Genomic DNA, 17,939 nt, shown 5'->3' with positions numbered 1-17,939 from the left:
GAGGACCCTGTTACAGGGTGGCCCCTTTTGGAGTAAACGTCACAGGCTTGTAGCTGAAATTCCACCATTTGAACGGGTGATCGAAAATCGAATACGGGTTGGTCTTCACCGGCTTGAATTCTTTACCCGAAACGCCATCGTCGGGACTGGGATGATCGAAGGTTACAGGGGGTTTGCCACTTTCGTAGATTGTCTGGTTATCTCCCAGGATCTCTTCGGGCGAGTACCTGGCAGTCAGTTCACCTACATAGCCTTTCACTGGGCGTCCGGTGAGTCGCTGAAATTGAGCGGCGAAGGAGTTCTCGCCCTGCGCCCCGGAGTAACAGCTCAGAATGCGAATATTGTCATAGCTCTCCGGGAAGATGCCATTGCGCTTGAGCGTGTTGTACAACCCCTGGGGGGTGTGTTTGCCGCCTTTGTAATAAATATGGGTGCCATCGCCGTGGCCAATGATGTTGAGGCGATGCTCCAGGCCATTTTTATTCATGTCGGTGAAAATGTGCAGGTTGTCTTCGACTTTGACCAGGTTATCCTTGGTGCCCGTGAGGGTGACCAACTTACCGTCCGTCGACAGTGTTTCGGAGACCGGCGCCACAGGTTCCGATTCGGGGAGTAAGGAGGCAAAGTTATTGTCGACGTTAAGGTCGACCGAGGGCTTGCCCGGATGGGCATCAGTCACTGGCTGCCCAACAGGGCGTTGCGAACTGGCCGAGGCCCCTTCTTCCACCACTGTACCGGCCTGGGACACCAGGCGTGTGGCTACAGGCAGCGCGGCATTGAGCACTCCAAAAATCAAATGACCGACGCCGCCGGGTTTGCCTTTGGCCAAATCGTCGGCGCCAATGCCTGCTTCGGTGATACCCGAGGCGATGTACAGCCCATCCAACGCCAAAGCCACTTCGGGCACGGCGATGGCCACCGGGGCAAAGAGCATCGCGATCATGGCTGCCTTGCTGAGGCCCGACAGGATATTGGCTTTGGTGACGTCGGCATCGGAGGTGATCTGCGACTTGGCGTCGTCGAACGACCGATCGTATTGGCGTTGGCCGATCTGTTGAAAGACATCGGCGGTGGCGTCGATATCAGGGCCGGTGTTTGAACGCCCGGTGGCGTTGAAGCGCTGGAGGCTCAAGGTCGTTGCAGGAGGCCAGGTACGGTGGTGCGCATATTTGGGCCACACGGCCATCCCTTTGAGCATTTCACGCACGCCGCTTTTGAACGGGCCGCTGTTCAAGTCCTTGAAGGTGAAGTGTCCTTCCAGTGCCTTGAGTTTTTCCGGGTCTGCGGCCTGGCTCGCCAACCACTGCTTCATTTGCTCTACGCTGTCAAAAGCGTGGATTGGCGAAGAGTTGCCCGGGATGACCAGCAGTGTGCGGTTGATCGGTTTGCCATCGGCACCCTGGCGGGTGTTTTTGTCGGTGATCACCATCAGGTCGGTGGATTTGTATTGCCCTACGCTCAACAGGCCTACGTCTAGTCCAGGATCGGGCCGCGTCGGGCGTGTGAGGTCGTTGAACAGCGTATCGGCCCAGGCCAGGGTGTTGCCAGGCAGCCCCGCTGCGCGCAGGACCAGTTGTTTGTCTTCCTGCGTCAGGCTGCCCTCCTGATGTTGCGAGTGTGCAGCTTTGACGAGTGCCGCCTTGGCCACAATAGGGTATTGACGGTCGTGCTTGTCCCAGAAGTCGTTAAGGAACTCGATGTAGGGGCGCTGGAAGTCGGTGGCCCAGACTTGCTCCTTGAAGTCCTTTGGCGACACTGACAGCTGGGTTGAAGGCGCATAGACCCGCGGGGTGCCGGGCGTGGAGGCGGTATAAATGCCTTGGTAGGTGTGGGTAATGTGGGCCGACTCGCGATTGGGGTTGAATCGGTCGGCGACGTCGAATACGCCTGGTGCAATATGGGGCAGGTGATCGACCAGCCTCACTGCTGGGCCGCCGGCATAATGAGGAACCAGCGCCCCCCTTCCTTCGGGCGTAGTCTGGCTGTTTTTTACCAGGGCGTCCGTCAGTGTAATCTGTTCGACCAGCTTGGCCGGGTAGGGCGGCTTGCCAGTAGTGTTGTAGTTGAACGTCGTCAGATACGTTCTGTCCGGGTCGATGTCCAGGTTCCACTTGTCCTTGAACAGTTGCTTGACCGTCTGCGCGGCATCTTGCGTTACCGACTTGAAGGCCAAGGCCAGGTTCTCGGCATTGCTGGCGCTGTCGATATTGATCCCCACATCCACGGGTACAATTGTTTTGTCATGGGCTCCCACCGTCTTGCCGGGATCGTGGTTCACGCTGACGAGTTCGTAACCGTCACCACCGTTATTGGATAAATCCCTGCGCACGCTTTCCACGAGGTATTGCTCGTTGTTTGGGCTCTGGTCTATCGCACGTCGCTGGCGGCTAAGAGTGGCACCTGATGGCGGTTCAGCGGTGTAGGGCCTTTGAGTGGGGAGTGCGTTATTCATCTGCATGAAAGCGTTCCTGCGTGGCGAGGCATGATGATGCCCATCGGTGGGCGGTAGGCCTCTGGGTGGTCCGATGCTCACCTTGGTTCCTGTAAGTAATGCGCCAAATTATGTGGGCAGGAGAAGGCCGCGCTGTGGCGGTTTGCCGCATAAGCCCTGCCGTCCTCGTGTCTTGGTTATACTCGGTGCGATATACCTGCAGCGCTCATCAGGAGAGCTCATGCTCGCCGCCGTAAAACTGACTTCCGCCACCCGCCAGAACCTTTGGCGCCTGACGTTCATTCGCACCCTGGTATTGGCCGCACAGGCCGGTTCCGTCGGGCTTGCCTATTGGTTCGACCTGCTGCCGCTGCCCTGGCTGCAATTGGCCGTGACCCTGGGGTTCTCCACCGTATTGTGTGTGTTCACCGCCATTCGACTGCGCACCACTTGGCCTGTGACCGAGCTGGAATACGCCTTGCAACTGGCCTGCGACCTGTTTATCCACAGCGTGTTGCTGTACTTCTCCGGTGGTTCTACCAACCCCTTCGTCTCCTACTACCTGGTGCCTTTGACCATCGCTGCCGTCACCCTGCCGTGGCGCTATTCGGTGGTGCTGTCGGGCATTGCGCTGACGCTGTACACCCTGCTGTTGGCGCAGTTCTACCCCTTGCAGACATTCCCAATCGCCCGGGAAAACCTGCAGATCTACGGGATGTGGTTGAGCTTTGCCTTGTCTGCGGCAGTCATTACCTTCTTTGCCGCGCGCATGGCCGAAGAATTGCGCCGCCAGGAAGAACTGCGCGCCATTCGCCGTGAAGAGGGCCTGCGTGACCAGCAACTGCTGGCCGTTGCCACCCAGGCCGCTGGCGCCGCCCATGAGTTGGGCACGCCGCTGGCGACCATGAGCGTGCTGCTCAAGGAAATGACCCAGGACCATCACGATCCGGCCCTGCAGGATGATTTGAGCGTACTGCAGGAGCAGGTCAAACAGTGCAAGTTGACACTCCAGCAACTGGTGCGTGCCGCCGAAGCCAACCGCCGTCTGGCGGTCGAAATGCAAGATGTCACCCAGTGGCTCGATGAGGCGCTCAACCGCTGGCACCTGATGCGCCCCGAAGCCAGTTACCGTTTCAACTTGTTGGGCCAAGGCAGCGTACCGCGCATGGCGCCACCGCCGGACTTGACCCAGGCGCTGCTCAACTTGCTGAACAATGCAGCCGACGCCTGCCCTGAAGGCCTCGGGGTGCAGTTGGACTGGGACGCGGAAAACGTCACCATCAGCATTCGTGACCACGGCGCGGGCGTGCCACTGGCCATTGCCGAGCAAATCGGCAAACCCTTCTTTACCACCAAGGGCAAAGGCTTCGGCCTGGGCCTGTTTTTGAGCAAGGCCAGCGTGACCCGCGCGGGCGGCTCAGTGAAGCTCTATAGTCATGAGGAAGGTGGCACGCTCACCGAGCTGCGCCTGCCCCGTGTCGCACGAGGAGATATCGATGAGTGACGAGATCCAAGTCGAAGGCGAAGAACTGCCGCACCTGTTGCTGGTAGATGACGACGCGACCTTTACCCGCGTGATGGCGCGCGCCATGAGCCGGCGCGGTTTTCGCGTCAGCACCGCAGGTTCTGCTGAAGAGGGCCTGACCATCGCCCAGGCCGACCTGCCGGACTACGCCGCCCTCGACCTTAAAATGGACGGCGACTCGGGCCTGGTGCTGCTGCCAAAGCTGCTGGAACTCGACCCGGAAATGCGCGTGGTGATCCTCACCGGTTACTCCAGCATCGCCACCGCCGTCGAGGCGATCAAGCGCGGCGCCTGCAATTACCTGTGCAAACCCGCGGATGCCGACGACGTGCTGGCCGCCTTGCTGTCCGAGCATGCCGACCTCGACACCCTGGTGCCGGAAAATCCGATGTCGGTGGACCGCCTGCAGTGGGAACACATCCAGCGCGTGTTGACCGAACACGAAGGCAACATCTCCGCCACCGCCCGCGCCCTGGGCATGCACCGCCGCACGCTGCAACGCAAGTTGCAGAAGCGCCCGGTACGACGCTGAACGGCGACTGAACAACTCGCTTCAGGCTGCACGGACGCACGAACCGATCACCTATGATCGGTTCAAACGCCTGTGACTTTTTCCTACCGAGCCTGAACGATGAATCAGAATGCTGAATATCGCGCGGTCAACGACGCGGTGCGTGGGCAATTCTTCCGCCGAACCTGGGCGATGATCACACCCTATTGGCGCAGTGAAGAGAAGGGCAGGGCCTGGCTGCTGCTGGCCGCAGTGATTGGCCTGTCGCTGTTCAGCGTGGCGATCTCCGTGTGGATCAACCACTGGTACAAAGACTTCTACAACGCCCTGGAGAAGAAAGACACCGCGGCCTTCTGGCAACTGATCGGCTATTTCGGCGGGATCGCGGCGGTGGCGATACTCGGCGCGGTGTACCGCCTTTACCTGACCCAGATGCTGACAATCCGCTGGCGCGCCTGGCTCACCGAAAAACACTTCAGCCGTTGGCTGGCCCACAAGAATTATTACCAGCTGGAGCAGGGCGGCTACACCGATAACCCGGACCAGCGGATTTCCGAAGACCTTAACAACTTCACCTCCGGTACCTTGAGCCTGGGCCTTGGGTTGCTGCGTAACGTGGTCAGCCTGGTGTCATTCTCGATCATCCTGTGGGGCGTCTCGGGTAGCATCGAAGTGTTCGGCGTCACCATCCCCGGTTACATGTTCTGGTGTGCACTGCTGTACGCCGCTGTGGGCAGTTGGCTGACGCACTTGATCGGCCGGCGCTTGATCGGCCTGAGCAACCAACAGCAACGCTTCGAAGCGGACCTGCGTTTTTCCATGGTGCGGGTGCGTGAGAATGCCGAAAGTATTGCCCTGTACGACGGCGAGCCGAATGAAAGGCAACGCCTGAGTTCGCGCTTCGGCAAGGTCTGGCAGAACTTCTGGGACATCATGAAAGTGTCCAAGCGCCTGACCTTTTTCACCGCTGGCTACAGCCAGATCGCGATCATCTTCCCCTTTATCGTCGCCGCGCCGCGCTACTTCACTGGCAAGATCGAGCTGGGGGAGCTGATGCAAATCAACTCGGCGTTCGGCAACGTGCAAGAGAACTTCAGTTGGTTTATCAACGCCTATTCGGAACTGGCGACATGGCGCGCCACCAGCGACCGTCTGCTGAGTTTCCAGCAGGCCATGAGCGACAACGAGCAACGCACGCCGGCGATCGACGTGCGCCCTGAAGGCGAGCGCCTGGTGATCAAGGACCTGGGCATGGACCTGGCCGACGGCCGCCATTTGCTCACCGACGCCGACATGACCGTGGAGCCTGGCCAGCGCGTTATGCTCAGCGGGCGTTCCGGCAGCGGCAAGAGCACTTTGCTGCGGGCGATGGGGCATCTGTGGCCCGCCGGTCATGGCAGCATTCGCCTGCCGGCGACACGCTACCTGTTCCTGCCACAGAAGCCTTACTTGCCGATTGGTACGCTCAAGGCCGTGTTGAGTTATCCACAGGACGACAGCGTCTATTCACCAGAGCGTTATGCACAGGTGCTGGAAACCTGTCGCCTGCCCCATCTGGTCAGCCGCCTGGATGAAGCCAACCACTGGCAACGCATGCTCTCGCCCGGCGAGCAACAGCGCCTGGCCTTTGCCCGCGCGTTGTTGTTTGCACCGCGATGGCTGTACATGGACGAAGCGACCTCGGCCATGGATGAAGAAGACGAGGCAACCTTGTACCAGGCGTTGATCGATCAATTGCCGGGGTTGAGCATCGTCAGCGTCGGCCACCGCAGCAGCCTCAAGCGTTTCCATGGGCGGCATGTGCGCATCGACGGTGGGCGGTTGCAGGAACAACAACTCACTTGAGTGCCTGCTCGCTCAATGTGGGAGCCGGGCTTGCCCGCGATGGCGGAGTGCCTGAGGCAGGTGTGTCAACGGGCACACCGCTATCGCAGGCAAGCCAGCTCCCACAGGGGCATGGTGTTGTCTGATGGTTCAGGCACCCAACAAAAAGCCCGGCAGATCATCGATCAGCCGGGCTTTTTGTTGCTCGAAGATGACTTACTTCTTCAAGCCGTAATGCTCATCCAACATGCCTGGAGCGTTCGGCGTCTTTGGCGCGTAGTCCCGTGGTGGCTCCTGGTTTTCCCGAGGCGGGGTCAGGCGTTCCCGTGGGGTTTGCGGTGCATCGGAATGCAGCGCGGCCAGCAGGCGCTGGCGGGTGATGTCGTCGAGGGCCAGGCGGTTAGCGCCATCGGCGAGGTGATCCTGTACTTCCTGGTAGCTCTGGGTGAGCTTCTTGACCAGGGTCGCGGTGCTGTTGAAGTGGGTAACAACCTCGTTCTGATAACTGTCAAAACGTTCCTGAATGTCATCCAGCTGACGCTGCGTGCGGTTAGGCGCGGCATTCGGCAGCAGGCGGGCAACCAGGAAACCAATGGCGACACCGGCAACCAGGGCAAGAGTCGGCAACAACCAAACTAAGAGCGAGTGTTCCACGAGTCCTTCCTCTATAAACGGCTTTGCTTTACGTTAACGGCTCAAACCTGCGCTGTATACCGCGATTAAGCTCGCAATGATGCCATGCACAGACTTTTAGCTAGACGAGTCGACCCCTTGAGAGGTCACGGAGTTCATCCTTGCTCATGCGTGAAACCCCCGTTTTGATCGATGGCCCGGTGGGCCAATTGGAAGCCTTGTACCTGGATCACCCCGAACCACGTGGCCTGGCGCTGGTTTGCCACCCTAACCCGGTGCAGGGGGGGACCATGCTCAATAAAGTCGTCTCGACCCTGCAACGCACTGCCCGCGATGCGGGTTTGATTACTTTGCGCTTCAATTACCGTGGCGTAGGTGCCAGTGCCGGTACTCACGATATGTCCACCGGTGAGGTCGACGATGCTGAAGCGGCCGCCACCTGGCTGCGGGAAAAGCACCCGGACCTGCCAATCACCTTGCTCGGTTTTTCTTTCGGTGGGTATGTGGCCGCCAGCCTCGGCGGCCGCCTGGAAGCCAAAGGTGAAAAGCTCGCACACCTGTTCATGATTGCCGCTGCGGTGATGCGCCTGCGCGATACCGACGCGTTACCGCTGGGCTGCCCGTTGACCCTGATCCAACCGGAAAGCGACGAAGTGGTTGACCCGCAGCTGGTCTACGACTGGTCCGCCGCCCTCAAACGCCCCCATGAGTTGCTGAAAGTGGCAGAATGCGGACACTTTTTTCACGGCAAGCTGACCGATCTCAAGGATCTGGTGCTGCCACGCCTTTCGAATTGATGACAAGCGATCACCCATGACGACCCGTACCCGTATCCTCACCGGCATCACCACCACCGGCACGCCGCACCTGGGCAACTACGCCGGTGCGATTCGCCCGGCGATCCTCGCCAGCGAAGACGCGAATGCCGATTCCTTCTACTTCCTGGCCGACTACCATGCCCTGATCAAATGCGATGACCCGCAGCGCATCCAGCGCTCGCGTATGGAAATCGCCGCGACCTGGCTGGCCGGTGGTCTGGATGTGAACCGGGTGACGTTCTACCGCCAGTCGGACATCCCGGAAATCCCCGAGCTGACCTGGCTGCTGACCTGCGTTGCCGCCAAGGGCCTGCTCAACCGCGCCCATGCCTACAAGGCCTCGGTGGACAAGAACGTGGAAAACGGTGAAGACCCGGATGCGGGCATCAGCATGGGCCTGTACAGCTACCCGGTGCTGATGGCAGCGGACATCCTGATGTTCAACGCGCACAAGGTGCCGGTGGGCCGCGACCAGATCCAGCACGTGGAAATGGCCCGCGACATCGGCCAGCGCTTCAACCACCTGTTCGGCAACGGTAAGGAATTCTTCACCATGCCCGAGGCGTTGATCGAAGAAAGCGTGGCCACCTTGCCAGGCCTGGATGGTCGCAAGATGTCCAAGAGCTACGACAACACCATCCCGTTGTTCACCAGCGCCAAGGACATGAAGGACGCGATCTCGCGGATCGTCACCGACTCCCGTGCGCCAGGCGAAGCCAAGGACCCGGACAATTCGCACCTGTTCACCTTGTACCAGGCGTTTGCGACCAAGGCCCAGGAAGCCCAATTCCGTGGCGAGCTGCTAGAAGGCCTAAGCTGGGGCGAGGCGAAGAACCGTCTGTTCCAACTGCTCGACGGCCAGCTCGGCGAAGCGCGCGAGCGTTACCATCAACTGATGGCGCGCCCATCGGACATGGAAGACCTGCTGCAGGTCGGCGCCAAGAAGGCCCGCGCTGTGGCGGCACCGTTCCTGGCCGAGCTGCGTGAAGCGGTGGGCCTGCGTTCGTTCGTCAACCAGGCGGCGGCGCCGGTCGCCACCAAGAAAAAAGCAGCGAAGGCTGCACGGTTTGTGAGCTTCCGTGAAGACGATGGCAGCTTCCGCTTCCGCCTGTTGGCGCCTAACGGTGAACAGCTTCTAGTTTCGCGCAAATTTTCTGATGGTAAGTTGGCAGGCGCTGCAACTAAAGATCTTCAGTCGGGTAAGGCACTGGATATTCGCGAAGAAGGAACCACCTTCAGTGTCTGGCTGGAAGGCTACTGCATCGCAGATGGGCCTTTCTTCGAAGAGATTTCATCTCGCGATGCCGCCATCGCCGCTTTGCGCGCTGCGTTAACCCCAATCGAGGATTAACCCGACCAAGGGTTGATTGCCATTATCCAGGGCCGTCGTTACAGTGTCGGCCCGTTTTTGTTGCCTTGCTAACGAAATTATGACGCCCCTAGAACGATATCAAGCTGATCTGAAACGCCCCGAGTTCTTCCACGACGCGGCCCAGGAAAATGCCGTGCGTCATTTGCAGCGCCTGTACGAGGACCTCGTGGCCGCGTCGCAAAGCAAGCCCGGGATGTTCAGCAAGCTGTTTGGCAAGAAAGACCACACGCCGGTCAAGGGCCTGTATTTCTGGGGCGGCGTGGGCCGTGGCAAGACTTACCTGGTAGACACCTTCTTTGAAGCGCTGCCGTTCAAGGAAAAGGTGCGTACGCACTTCCACCGCTTCATGAAGCGCGTGCACGAAGAGATGAAGACCCTGCCGGGCGAGAAAAACCCGCTGACCATCATCGCCAAGCGTTTCTCCCAAGAGGCCCGGGTGATCTGCTTCGATGAATTCTTCGTCTCCGACATCACCGACGCCATGATCCTTGGCACGCTGATGGAAGAACTGTTCAAGAACGGTGTGACCCTGGTGGCCACGTCGAACATCGTGCCCGATGGCCTGTACAAGGATGGCCTGCAACGTGCGCGCTTCCTGCCGGCCATTGCGCTGATCAAGCAGAACACCGATATCGTCAACGTCGACAGCGGCGTCGACTACCGCTTGCGTCACCTGGAGCAAGCCGAGCTGTTCCACTTCCCGCTCAACGAAGCGGCGCACGAAAGCCTGAAGAAAAGCTTCCGTGCGCTGACGCCGGAATGCACGCAAGCGGTGGAAAACGACAAGCTGATGATCGAGAACCGCGAAATCATCGCGCTGCGCACCTGCGATGACGTGGCTTGGTTCGAGTTCCGCCAACTGTGCGATGGGCCACGCAGCCAGAACGATTACATCGAGCTGGGCAAGATCTTCCACGCCGTGATCTTGAGTGGTGTGGAACAGATGGGCGTGACCACCGACGATATCGCCCGACGGTTCATCAACATGGTCGATGAGTTCTACGACCGTAACGTCAAGCTGATCATCTCGGCGGAAGTCGAACTCAAGGATCTCTATACCGGTGGTCGCTTGAACTTCGAATTCCAGCGCACCTTGAGTCGCCTGCTGGAAATGCAGTCCCACGAGTTCCTGTCGCGCGGCCACAAGCCTTAATCAATCTCCGGCTCAATGGAGATCTAATGTGGGAGCCGGGCTTGCCCGCGATGGGGGTGTATCAGTCAACTATAGGCTGGCTGATACACCGTCATCGCAGGCAAGCCAGCTCCCACAATGGTTTGTGTTGGCCTGGAGTCAGGCGGCCTGCTGAAATTGCTGGCGATACTGGTTGGGCGACAACTCCGTGTGCTGCCTGAACAACCGCGCAAAGAAACTCGCATCGTCGTAACCCACCTCGTAGCTGATGGTCTTGATGCTCTTGCGGCTGCCCGAGAGCAGGCCCTTGGCGGTCTCGATGCGCAGGCGTTGCAGGTAATGCAGCGGCTTGTCACCGGTCGCGGTCTGGAAGCGGCGCATGAAGTTGCGGATGCTCATGCCGTGTTCCCGGGCGACGTCTTCAAAGCGGAATTTGTCGGCAAAGTGCTCTTCAAGCCAATGCTGGATCTGCAGGATGATCACGTCCTGATGCAGCTTCTGCCCGCCAAACCCGATCCGCCCCGGTGAATAGTTGCGCTGCACCTCATAGAGAATGTCGCGGGCCACCGCCTGGGCGATGTTGGCGCCGCAGAAGCGTTCGATCAGGTAGATATAAAGGTCGCAGGCCGACGTGGTGCCACCGGCGCAATACAGGTTATCGGCATCCGTGAGGTGCTTGTCCTGATTGAGCTGCACCTTGGGGAAACGCTCGCTGAAGGCATTGAAGAAGCGCCAGTAGGTGGTCGCCTCCTTGCCATCGAGCAGCCCGGCTTCGGCCAGCCAGAACACCCCGGTGGCCTCGCCGCAGAGTACGGCGCCGCGGGCGTGCTGTTCGCGCAGCCACGGCAGCACTTGCGGGTAGCGCGAGCACAGGGCATCGAAGTCGTCCCAGAAAGCTGGCAGCACAATGATGTCGGCGTCTTCGAGGCCGCCGTCCACCGGCATGATCACATCGCTGAAGCTGCGCACGGACTGGCCGTCGGGGCTGACCAGGCGTGTTTCGAACCCTGGGGTCAGGCCCAGGCCTTGCTGTTTGCCATGGCGCAGGCTGGCGAGATGGAAGAAATCCTTGGCTTGCATGAGGGTTGAAGCGAATACCCGATCAATGGCCAAAATGCTGACGCGCCGCAACGGCGTGGAGATTTGGTTAGACATAATTTCATTTATTCTTATAGGGGAAAGTGGTCACCAGACGGCTGGATCGTCTTATTTTTTGTCGCATGTGTCCAGTGTCCCGTGACGCCTTCGGGGCATAGGCTCTGTGGGCTCGTCCTTGTCCGACAATCCACGCAGGTGACCCATGATCCCCAGAACCTTGTTCAGCTCGGAGCACGAACTCTTCCGTGAGAGCGTGCGCACCTTTCTCGAAAAGCACGCCGTGCCCTTCCATGGGCAATGGGAAAAGCAGGGCTATATCGAACGTAACCTGTGGAACCAGGCGGGGGAGGCGGGCATGTTGTGTTCCCACCTGCCAGAGGAATATGGCGGGCTGGGCGCGGATTTTCTCTACAGCGCGGTGGTGATCGAAGAAGTCAGCCGCCTGGGTTTGACCGGCATCGGCTTTTCCCTGCACTCGGATATCGTCGCGCCTTACATCCTGCATTACGGCAGTGATGCACTGAAGCACAAGTACCTGCCCAAGTTGATCTCCGGGGAGATGGTCACGGCCATTGCCATGACCGAGCCGGGCGCTGGTTCCGACCTGCAGGGCGTCAAGACCACAGCGGTTTTGGAGGGTGATGAGTACGTGATCAACGGCTCCAAGACCTTTATCACCAACGGCTACCTGGCCGATCTGGTAATTGTCGTCGCCAAGACCGACCCCAAGGCTGGCGCCAAGGGCACCAGTCTGTTCCTGGTGGAAGCCGACACGCCGGGCTTCGACAAGGGCAAGCGCCTGGAGAAAGTCGGCATGAAGGCGCAGGACACCTCGGAGCTGTTCTTCCAGGATGTGCGCGTGCCCAAGGAAAATCTGCTGGGCCAGGCGGGCATGGGCTTTGCCTACCTGATGCAGGAACTGCCACAAGAACGCCTGACCGTGGCGATTGGCGCGCTGTCTTCAGCCGAAGCGGCGTTGCAATGGACCCTCGAGTACACGCGAGAGCGCAAGGCGTTCGGCAAGGCGATTGCCGATTTCCAGAACACCCGGTTCAAGCTGGCGGAGATGGCCACCGAGATTCAGATTGGCCGCGTGTTTGTCGATCAGTGCATGGCCTTGCATCTGGAAGGCAAGCTGGACGTGCCCACAGCGGCGATGGCCAAGTACTGGGCCACGGACCTGCAATGCAAGGTGCTCGATGAGTGCGTGCAGTTGCATGGCGGCTACGGCTTCATGTGGGAATACCCGATTGCCCGGGCCTGGGCGGATGCGCGGGTGCAGCGCATTTATGCGGGGACCAATGAGATCATGAAAGAGATCATTGCGCGGGCGCTTTGATTGTTAGGTGCTCTTGATTGATCGTTCCCACGCTCCGCGTGGGAACGCCTCATGTGACGCTCCGCGTCACGACTCTGAAAGCGGACGCAGAGCGTCCGAGGCGGCATTCCCACGCGGAGCGTGGGAACGATCAGTGCGGATCAATCAAGGTGCTGGATTCGGATGATCCTTCTGAATCGCCTCAATCCCTTCCAGCACCTCTTTCGACAATTTCAGTTCGGCACTGGCGATGTTGCTGTCCAGTTGTTCCAGTGATGTGGCCCCAATGATATTGCTGGTCACAAACGGCTGCTGTGTCACAAACGCCAGCGCCATCTGCGCCGGGTCCAGGCCATGTTCCCGCGCAAGAGCCACATACCGGCTGCACGCCGCTTCCGATTGCGGGTTGAAGTAGCGGCTGAAGCGGCTGTACTCGGTCAGGCGCGCCTTGGCCGGGCGAGCGCCATTTTCGTACTTGCCACTGAGCATGCCGAACGCCAAAGGCGAATAAGCCAACAAGCCGCACTGTTCACGAATGGCAACCTCCGCCAGGCCCACTTCAAAGCTGCGGTTGAGCAGGTTGTAGGGGTTCTGGATCGACACGGCGCGCGGCCAACCGCGGGCTTCGGCCAGGGCGAGGAATTTCATGGCGCCCCACGGCGTTTCGTTGGACAGGCCAATGTGGCGGATCTTGCCGGCCTTTACCTGTTCATCCAGGGCTTCGAGCGTTTCCTCCAGTGGGGTGAGGTCGTCTTCGTCCTTGTGCTTGTAGCTCAACTGGCCGAAGAAGTTGGTGCTGCGCTCCGGCCAATGCAGTTGGTAGAGGTCGATCCACTCGGTCTGCAGGCGCTTGAGGCTGGCGTCCAGGGCTGCGGCGATGTGCTTGCGGTTGTGGCGCAGGTGGCCATCGCGGATATAGTCGATGGTGTTGCCGGGGCCGGCGATCTTGCTGGCGAGAATCCAGTCGGCGCGGTCGCCACGGCTTTTGAAGTAGTTGCCGATGTAGCGCTCGGTGGTGGCGTAGGTGTCGGCCTTGGGCGGCACCGGGTACATTTCTGCGGTGTCGAGGAAGTTGATCCCCGCGGCCTTGGCCCTTTCGATCTGCGCGAAGGCCTCTGCCTCGCTGTTCTGCTCGCCCCAGGTCATGGTGCCCAACGCGATCGCGCTGACATTCAGATCGGTGCGGCCCAGCTGTCGGTAATCCATCGGGTACTCCTTCGGGGGAAAACAATCATAAAAGCAGGTTGAATTTTTTTTCGCAATCTGCATAATTGCCCACCTCTTTCTGCAGTGGAAGTGATGCGCCGCCTGCCGAAGAATCTTGCCGTTGAACGGACGCGCCGACCCGAGCCCCCGATAGCGTCTGTATCCGGCTGCCTTTGACCTTGTCAAAGTACGCACTATTCAGTAAGATCCGCCGTCTAAATTTACAGGCGGCCCCTGAGGCTATTAAAGAATGACAACTTTTACTGCAAAACCGGAAACAGTTCAGCGCGACTGGTTTGTCGTCGACGCCGCTGGTCAGACCCTGGGTCGTCTGGCCACTGAAGTCGCCAGCCGTCTGCGTGGCAAGCACAAGCCTGAATACACCCCGCACGTTGATACCGGCGACTACATCGTCATCATCAATGCTGAGCAGGTTCGTGTAACCGGCAACAAAGCAAGCGACAAAATGTACTACCGTCACTCCGGTTTCCCAGGCGGTATCAAGTCTTCCAACTTCGAAGGCCTGATTGCCAAGAAGCCTGAAGCCCCGATCGAAATCGCGGTCAAAGGCATGCTGCCTAAGGGCCCACTGGGTCGCGATATGTTTCGCAAGCTGAAAGTCTATGCGGGCGCTGTACACCCTCATGCTGCTCAGCAGCCCCAAGAACTGAAGTTTTAACGGAATAGTTCATTATGTCGGCGACTCAAAATTACGGCACTGGCCGTCGCAAAACCGCAACCGCACGCGTTTTCCTGCGTCCGGGCACTGGTAACATCTCGATCAACAACCGCTCCCTGGACAACTTCTTCGGTCGCGAAACTGCCCGCATGGTAGTTCGTCAGCCGCTGGAATTGACCGAGACCGTTGAAAAGTTCGACATCTACGTCACCGTTATCGGTGGCGGTGTAAGTGGTCAAGCTGGCGCAATCCGCCACGGTATCACTCGCGCTCTGATGCAGTACGACGAAACCTTGCGTGGCGCTCTGCGCAAAGCTGGCTTCGTGACTCGCGATGCTCGTGAAGTTGAACGTAAGAAAGTCGGTCTGCGTAAAGCGCGTAAGCGTCCGCAGTACTCGAAGCGTTAATTCGCTTTACGTTCCACAAAAACGCCCAGCCTCCTCACGGAGCTGGGCGTTTTTTATTGCCTGTGATTTATGCACATTTTTCGCCGTGACAACTTGCCACATCCGTAGACCCCCTATACTACAAGGCCTGGAGACGGAGCCCCGGGCAATTCCCTTGTCATACGTGGGGCTTTTCATTACCATCCGTCAAAATTTTTATAAGTAAAGATTCAACACTTAGTAGACGCCTGATTTAACAGGCCAAAAAGCTGATGGGAGAGGACTGAATGAGCAATGACGGCGTGAATGCAGGCCGGCGTCGCTTCTTGGTAGCAGCCACATCCGTGGTGGGTGCTGCAGGAGCGGTGGGGGCTGCGGTCCCGTTCGTGGGGTCATGGTTTCCCAGTGCCAAGGCGAAAGCCGCAGGTGCACCGGTGAAGGTGAATGTCAGCAAGATCGAGCCAGGCCAGCAGATGATTGCTGAGTGGCGCGGCCAGCCGGTTTTCATTGTTCGTCGTACCGAGGAAATCCTGGGGAATTTGAAGAAGATCGAAGGCCAGCTGTCTGACCCGACATCCGAAAAGTCCGACCAGCCCGCCTACGCCAAGAACGAAGCACGTTCGATCAAACCAGAGATTCTGCTGCTGGTTGGTCTTTGTACCCATCTGGGTTGCTCACCTACCTTCCGCCCGGAAGTGGCGCCTGTCGATTTGGGCAAAGACTGGGTCGGCGGTTATTTCTGCCCGTGCCACGGTTCCCACTATGACCTCGCGGGCCGCGTCTATAAATCCCAGCCCGCCCCCCTGAACCTGCCGGTTCCTCCTCACAATTACGAATCTGACGACATCATTGTCATTGGCCTCGACAAGGAGAACGCGTGATGAGCAAGTTCATGGATTGGGTGGATGCGCGCTTCCCCGCCACTAAAATGTGGGAAGACCATCTCAGCAAATATTACGCGCCGAAAAACTTCAACTTCTTCTACTTCTTCGGCTCCCTGGCCCTGTTGGTGCTGGTCAACCAGATCGTAACCGGCGTGTGGTTGACGATGAGCTACACGCCGTCGGCGGAAGAGGCGTTTGCCTCTGTCGAATACATCATGCGTGATGTCGAGTACGGCTCGATCCTGCGCCTGCTGCACTCCACCGGCGCGTCGGCGTTCTTTATCGTCGTCTACCTGCACATGTTCCGCGGCCTGCTCTACGGCTCGTACCAGAAGCCCCGTGAGCTGGTGTGGGTCTTCGGCATGTTGATCTATCTGGCGCTGATGGCCGAAGCCTTCATGGGCTACCTGCTACCTTGGGGCCAGATGTCTTACTGGGGCGCCCAGGTGATCATCTCGCTGTTCGGCGCAATCCCGGTGATCGGCAACGACCTGACCCAGTGGATTCGTGGTGACTACCTGATCTCCGGCATCACCCTGAACCGCTTCTTCGCCCTGCACGTGGTGGCCTTGCCGATCGTGATCCTGGGCCTGGTGGTATTGCATATCCTGGCGCTGCACGAAGTGGGTTCCAACAACCCGGATGGCGTGGACATCAAGAAGCACAAGGACGAAAACGGCATCCCGCTGGATGGCATTCCGTTCCACCCGTACTACACCGTGAAAGACATTGTCGGCGTGGTCGTGTTCCTGTTTGTGTTCTGCTCGATCGTGTTCTTTTTCCCGGAGATGGGTGGTTATTTCCTGGAGAAGCCTAACTTCGAACAGGCCAACGCCTTCAAGACACCTGAGCACATTGCCCCGGTCTGGTACTTCACGCCGTTCTACGCGATCTTGCGTGCGATCCCCGACAAACTCATGGGCGTGATCGCCATGGGCGCGGCCATCGCGGTGCTGTTCGTGCTGCCGTGGCTCGACCGTAGCCCGGTCAAGTCAATGCGCTACAAAGGCTGGCTGAGCAAGATCTGGCTGTGGGTGTTCTGCATTTCGTTCGTGATCCTGGGTGTGTTGGGTGTATTGGCGCCCACCCCTGAACGGACCTTGCTGTCGCAGGTCTGCACCTTCCTGTACTTCGCCTACTTTATTCTGATGCCGTTCTATACCCGGCTCGAGAAGACCAAACCGGTTCCGGAAAGGGTGACTGGCTGATGAAAAAATTACTCGTTGCATTCGTGCTTGCGGCGCTGCCGCTACTATCCTTCGCTGCCGAACATGGTGCGCAGCTGGAAAAAGTCGATATCGATGTGTCTGACAAAGCCGCCATGCAGGATGGGCTGCGTACATTCACCAACTACTGCATGGGGTGCCACAGCGCCAAGTTCCAACGGTACGAGCGCGTTGCCGATGACCTGGGAATTCCCCATGAGGTGATGCTCAGCCATGCGGTGTTCACAGGCGCCAAGATCGGCGACCACATGAACATCGGCATGCAGCCGGCCGACGCCAAGACCTGGTTCGGCGCCGCGCCCCCCGACCTCACCCTGGTGGCTCGTGTGCGCGGTACCGACTGGCTCTACGGTTACCTCAAATCCTTCTACGAAGACCCTGCACGCCCCTATGGCGTGAACAACAAAGTCTTCCCGAACGTCGGCATGCCGAACGTTCTGGTCGGCCTGCAGGGGCGCCAGGTGGTAGGATGCAAACAGGTTCAGGTCGTTGAAGACGGCAAGAAGCAATATGATCCGTTGACCGGCACGCCGCTGACCCATGAAGCGTGCGATCAACTGACCATCGTGCCCAAGACCGGTACGCTGAACGAAGAGCAGTTCGACGAGAAGGTCAAGAACCTGGTGACCTTCCTGGCCTATTCGGCCAACCCGGTCAAACTGCAGCATCAGCGCATCGGTACCTACGTCTTGCTGTACCTGGCTTTCTTCTTTGTATTCGCTTATTTGCTCAAGCGTGAATACTGGAAGGATGTGCATTGATCCAACCGTAAGCAATTGCTGTTAATCTTGCGCGCCCAGCGGCATCTCTGAACACGTAGCGTCGGTTTGAACCGGACGTTACAGGGATGCTTTCTGGGCGCGCTCGTTTTTGAGCTTTCGATAATTTCAACAAGC

The 17,939-nt window shown here is 58.9% G+C and carries 16 protein-coding genes; 12 read left to right on the top strand and 4 right to left on the bottom strand.

The genetic code is table 11. The features are described from left to right. Nucleotides 1-10: 10 nt before the first annotated feature. Nucleotides 11-2,458: a dermonecrotic toxin domain-containing protein gene (locus ACTJLA_RS02825; protein WP_440840638.1), complete on the bottom strand. Its 2,448-nt coding sequence runs from the start codon at nt 2,456-2,458 to the stop codon at nt 11-13. A gap of 214 nt (nt 2,459-2,672) precedes the next feature. Here ACTJLA_RS02825 and ACTJLA_RS02820 point away from each other — a divergent pair, with 214 nt between their 5' ends. From ACTJLA_RS02820 to ACTJLA_RS02810, 3 genes are all read left to right on the top strand, one after another. Then, nucleotides 2,673-3,935: an ATP-binding protein gene (locus ACTJLA_RS02820; RefSeq protein WP_003188495.1), complete on the top strand. Its 1,263-nt coding sequence runs from the start codon at nt 2,673-2,675 to the stop codon at nt 3,933-3,935. Continuing rightward, nucleotides 3,928-4,488 (top strand): response regulator transcription factor, encoded by a 561-nt coding sequence (locus ACTJLA_RS02815; RefSeq protein WP_003171731.1) that lies wholly within the window; start codon nt 3,928-3,930, stop codon nt 4,486-4,488. The genes ACTJLA_RS02820 and ACTJLA_RS02815 overlap by 8 nt, the downstream gene beginning before the upstream one ends. Before the next feature lie 99 nt (nt 4,489-4,587). Continuing rightward, nucleotides 4,588-6,312, top strand: coding sequence for an ABC transporter ATP-binding protein/permease (locus ACTJLA_RS02810; protein ID WP_198791028.1), 1,725 nt, complete (start codon nt 4,588-4,590; stop codon nt 6,310-6,312). A gap of 195 nt (nt 6,313-6,507) precedes the next feature. Here ACTJLA_RS02810 and ACTJLA_RS02805 read toward each other — a convergent pair whose 3' ends face one another. Beyond that, complete coding sequence (locus ACTJLA_RS02805; protein WP_003171734.1) at nt 6,508-6,945, bottom strand: YhcB family protein; 438 nt, start codon at nt 6,943-6,945, stop codon at nt 6,508-6,510. A gap of 146 nt (nt 6,946-7,091) precedes the next feature. Between ACTJLA_RS02805 and ACTJLA_RS02800 the strand changes: the two genes are divergently transcribed. From ACTJLA_RS02800 to zapE, 3 genes are all read left to right on the top strand, one after another. Beyond that, the gene (locus ACTJLA_RS02800) at nt 7,092-7,721 is read left to right on the top strand and encodes an alpha/beta hydrolase (protein WP_054919343.1); all 630 of its coding nucleotides are present in this window, start codon (nt 7,092-7,094) and stop codon (nt 7,719-7,721) included. 16 nt (nt 7,722-7,737) lie between these two features. Further along, the gene (locus ACTJLA_RS02795) at nt 7,738-9,093 is read left to right on the top strand and encodes a tryptophan--tRNA ligase (protein ID WP_314547661.1); all 1,356 of its coding nucleotides are present in this window, start codon (nt 7,738-7,740) and stop codon (nt 9,091-9,093) included. Between the two features lie 79 nt (nt 9,094-9,172). Beyond that, the gene (zapE, locus tag ACTJLA_RS02790; RefSeq protein ID WP_003188500.1) at nt 9,173-10,267 is read left to right on the top strand and encodes a cell division protein ZapE; all 1,095 of its coding nucleotides are present in this window, start codon (nt 9,173-9,175) and stop codon (nt 10,265-10,267) included. 138 nt (nt 10,268-10,405) lie between these two features. Here zapE and ACTJLA_RS02785 read toward each other — a convergent pair whose 3' ends face one another. After that, nucleotides 10,406-11,326 carry a GlxA family transcriptional regulator gene (locus ACTJLA_RS02785; protein ID WP_169918830.1) on the bottom strand — a complete coding sequence of 307 codons (921 nt, stop codon included), beginning with the start codon at nt 11,324-11,326 and terminating at the stop codon, nt 10,406-10,408. Between the two features lie 220 nt (nt 11,327-11,546). On the opposite strand from ACTJLA_RS02785, the gene ACTJLA_RS02780 reads away from it, so the two are divergent. Beyond that, nucleotides 11,547-12,683, top strand: coding sequence for an acyl-CoA dehydrogenase family protein (locus ACTJLA_RS02780; RefSeq protein ID WP_314547664.1), 1,137 nt, complete (start codon nt 11,547-11,549; stop codon nt 12,681-12,683). Nucleotides 12,684-12,827: 144 nt separating this feature from the next. Here ACTJLA_RS02780 and ACTJLA_RS02775 read toward each other — a convergent pair whose 3' ends face one another. Then, nucleotides 12,828-13,868, bottom strand: coding sequence for an NADP(H)-dependent aldo-keto reductase (locus tag ACTJLA_RS02775; protein ID WP_054919333.1), 1,041 nt, complete (start codon nt 13,866-13,868; stop codon nt 12,828-12,830). A 250-nt stretch (nt 13,869-14,118) separates the two neighbouring features. Here ACTJLA_RS02775 and rplM point away from each other — a divergent pair, with 250 nt between their 5' ends. The 5 genes from rplM (at nt 14,119) to ACTJLA_RS02750 (ending at nt 17,804) form a co-directional block, all read left to right on the top strand. After that, nucleotides 14,119-14,547 (top strand): 50S ribosomal protein L13, encoded by a 429-nt coding sequence (rplM, locus tag ACTJLA_RS02770; RefSeq protein WP_003188508.1) that lies wholly within the window; start codon nt 14,119-14,121, stop codon nt 14,545-14,547. Nucleotides 14,548-14,561: 14 nt separating this feature from the next. Beyond that, nucleotides 14,562-14,954 carry a 30S ribosomal protein S9 gene (rpsI, locus tag ACTJLA_RS02765; protein ID WP_002555064.1) on the top strand — a complete coding sequence of 131 codons (393 nt, stop codon included), beginning with the start codon at nt 14,562-14,564 and terminating at the stop codon, nt 14,952-14,954. A gap of 266 nt (nt 14,955-15,220) precedes the next feature. Next, a complete protein-coding gene (petA, locus tag ACTJLA_RS02760) occupies nt 15,221-15,814 on the top strand; it encodes a ubiquinol-cytochrome c reductase iron-sulfur subunit (protein WP_003188524.1) in 594 nt (197 codons plus the stop codon). Continuing rightward, on the top strand, nt 15,814-17,025 hold the full coding sequence (locus tag ACTJLA_RS02755; protein WP_003188526.1) for a cytochrome b: 1,212 nt from the start codon (nt 15,814-15,816) through the stop codon (nt 17,023-17,025). The genes petA and ACTJLA_RS02755 overlap by 1 nt, the downstream gene beginning before the upstream one ends. After that, nucleotides 17,025-17,804 carry a cytochrome c1 gene (locus tag ACTJLA_RS02750; protein ID WP_014716911.1) on the top strand — a complete coding sequence of 260 codons (780 nt, stop codon included), beginning with the start codon at nt 17,025-17,027 and terminating at the stop codon, nt 17,802-17,804. Before ACTJLA_RS02755 ends, ACTJLA_RS02750 begins: the two co-directional genes overlap by 1 nt. Nucleotides 17,805-17,939 lie beyond the last annotated feature (135 nt).

The sequence above is a fragment of the Pseudomonas sp. 22072 genome (genome assembly GCF_052046095.1).
GTDB lineage: Bacteria > Pseudomonadota > Gammaproteobacteria > Pseudomonadales > Pseudomonadaceae > Aquipseudomonas > Aquipseudomonas paracarnis.
The sequence above is the reverse complement of the archived record's forward strand: the minus strand, read 5'-3'. Positions and strand labels throughout refer to the sequence as shown.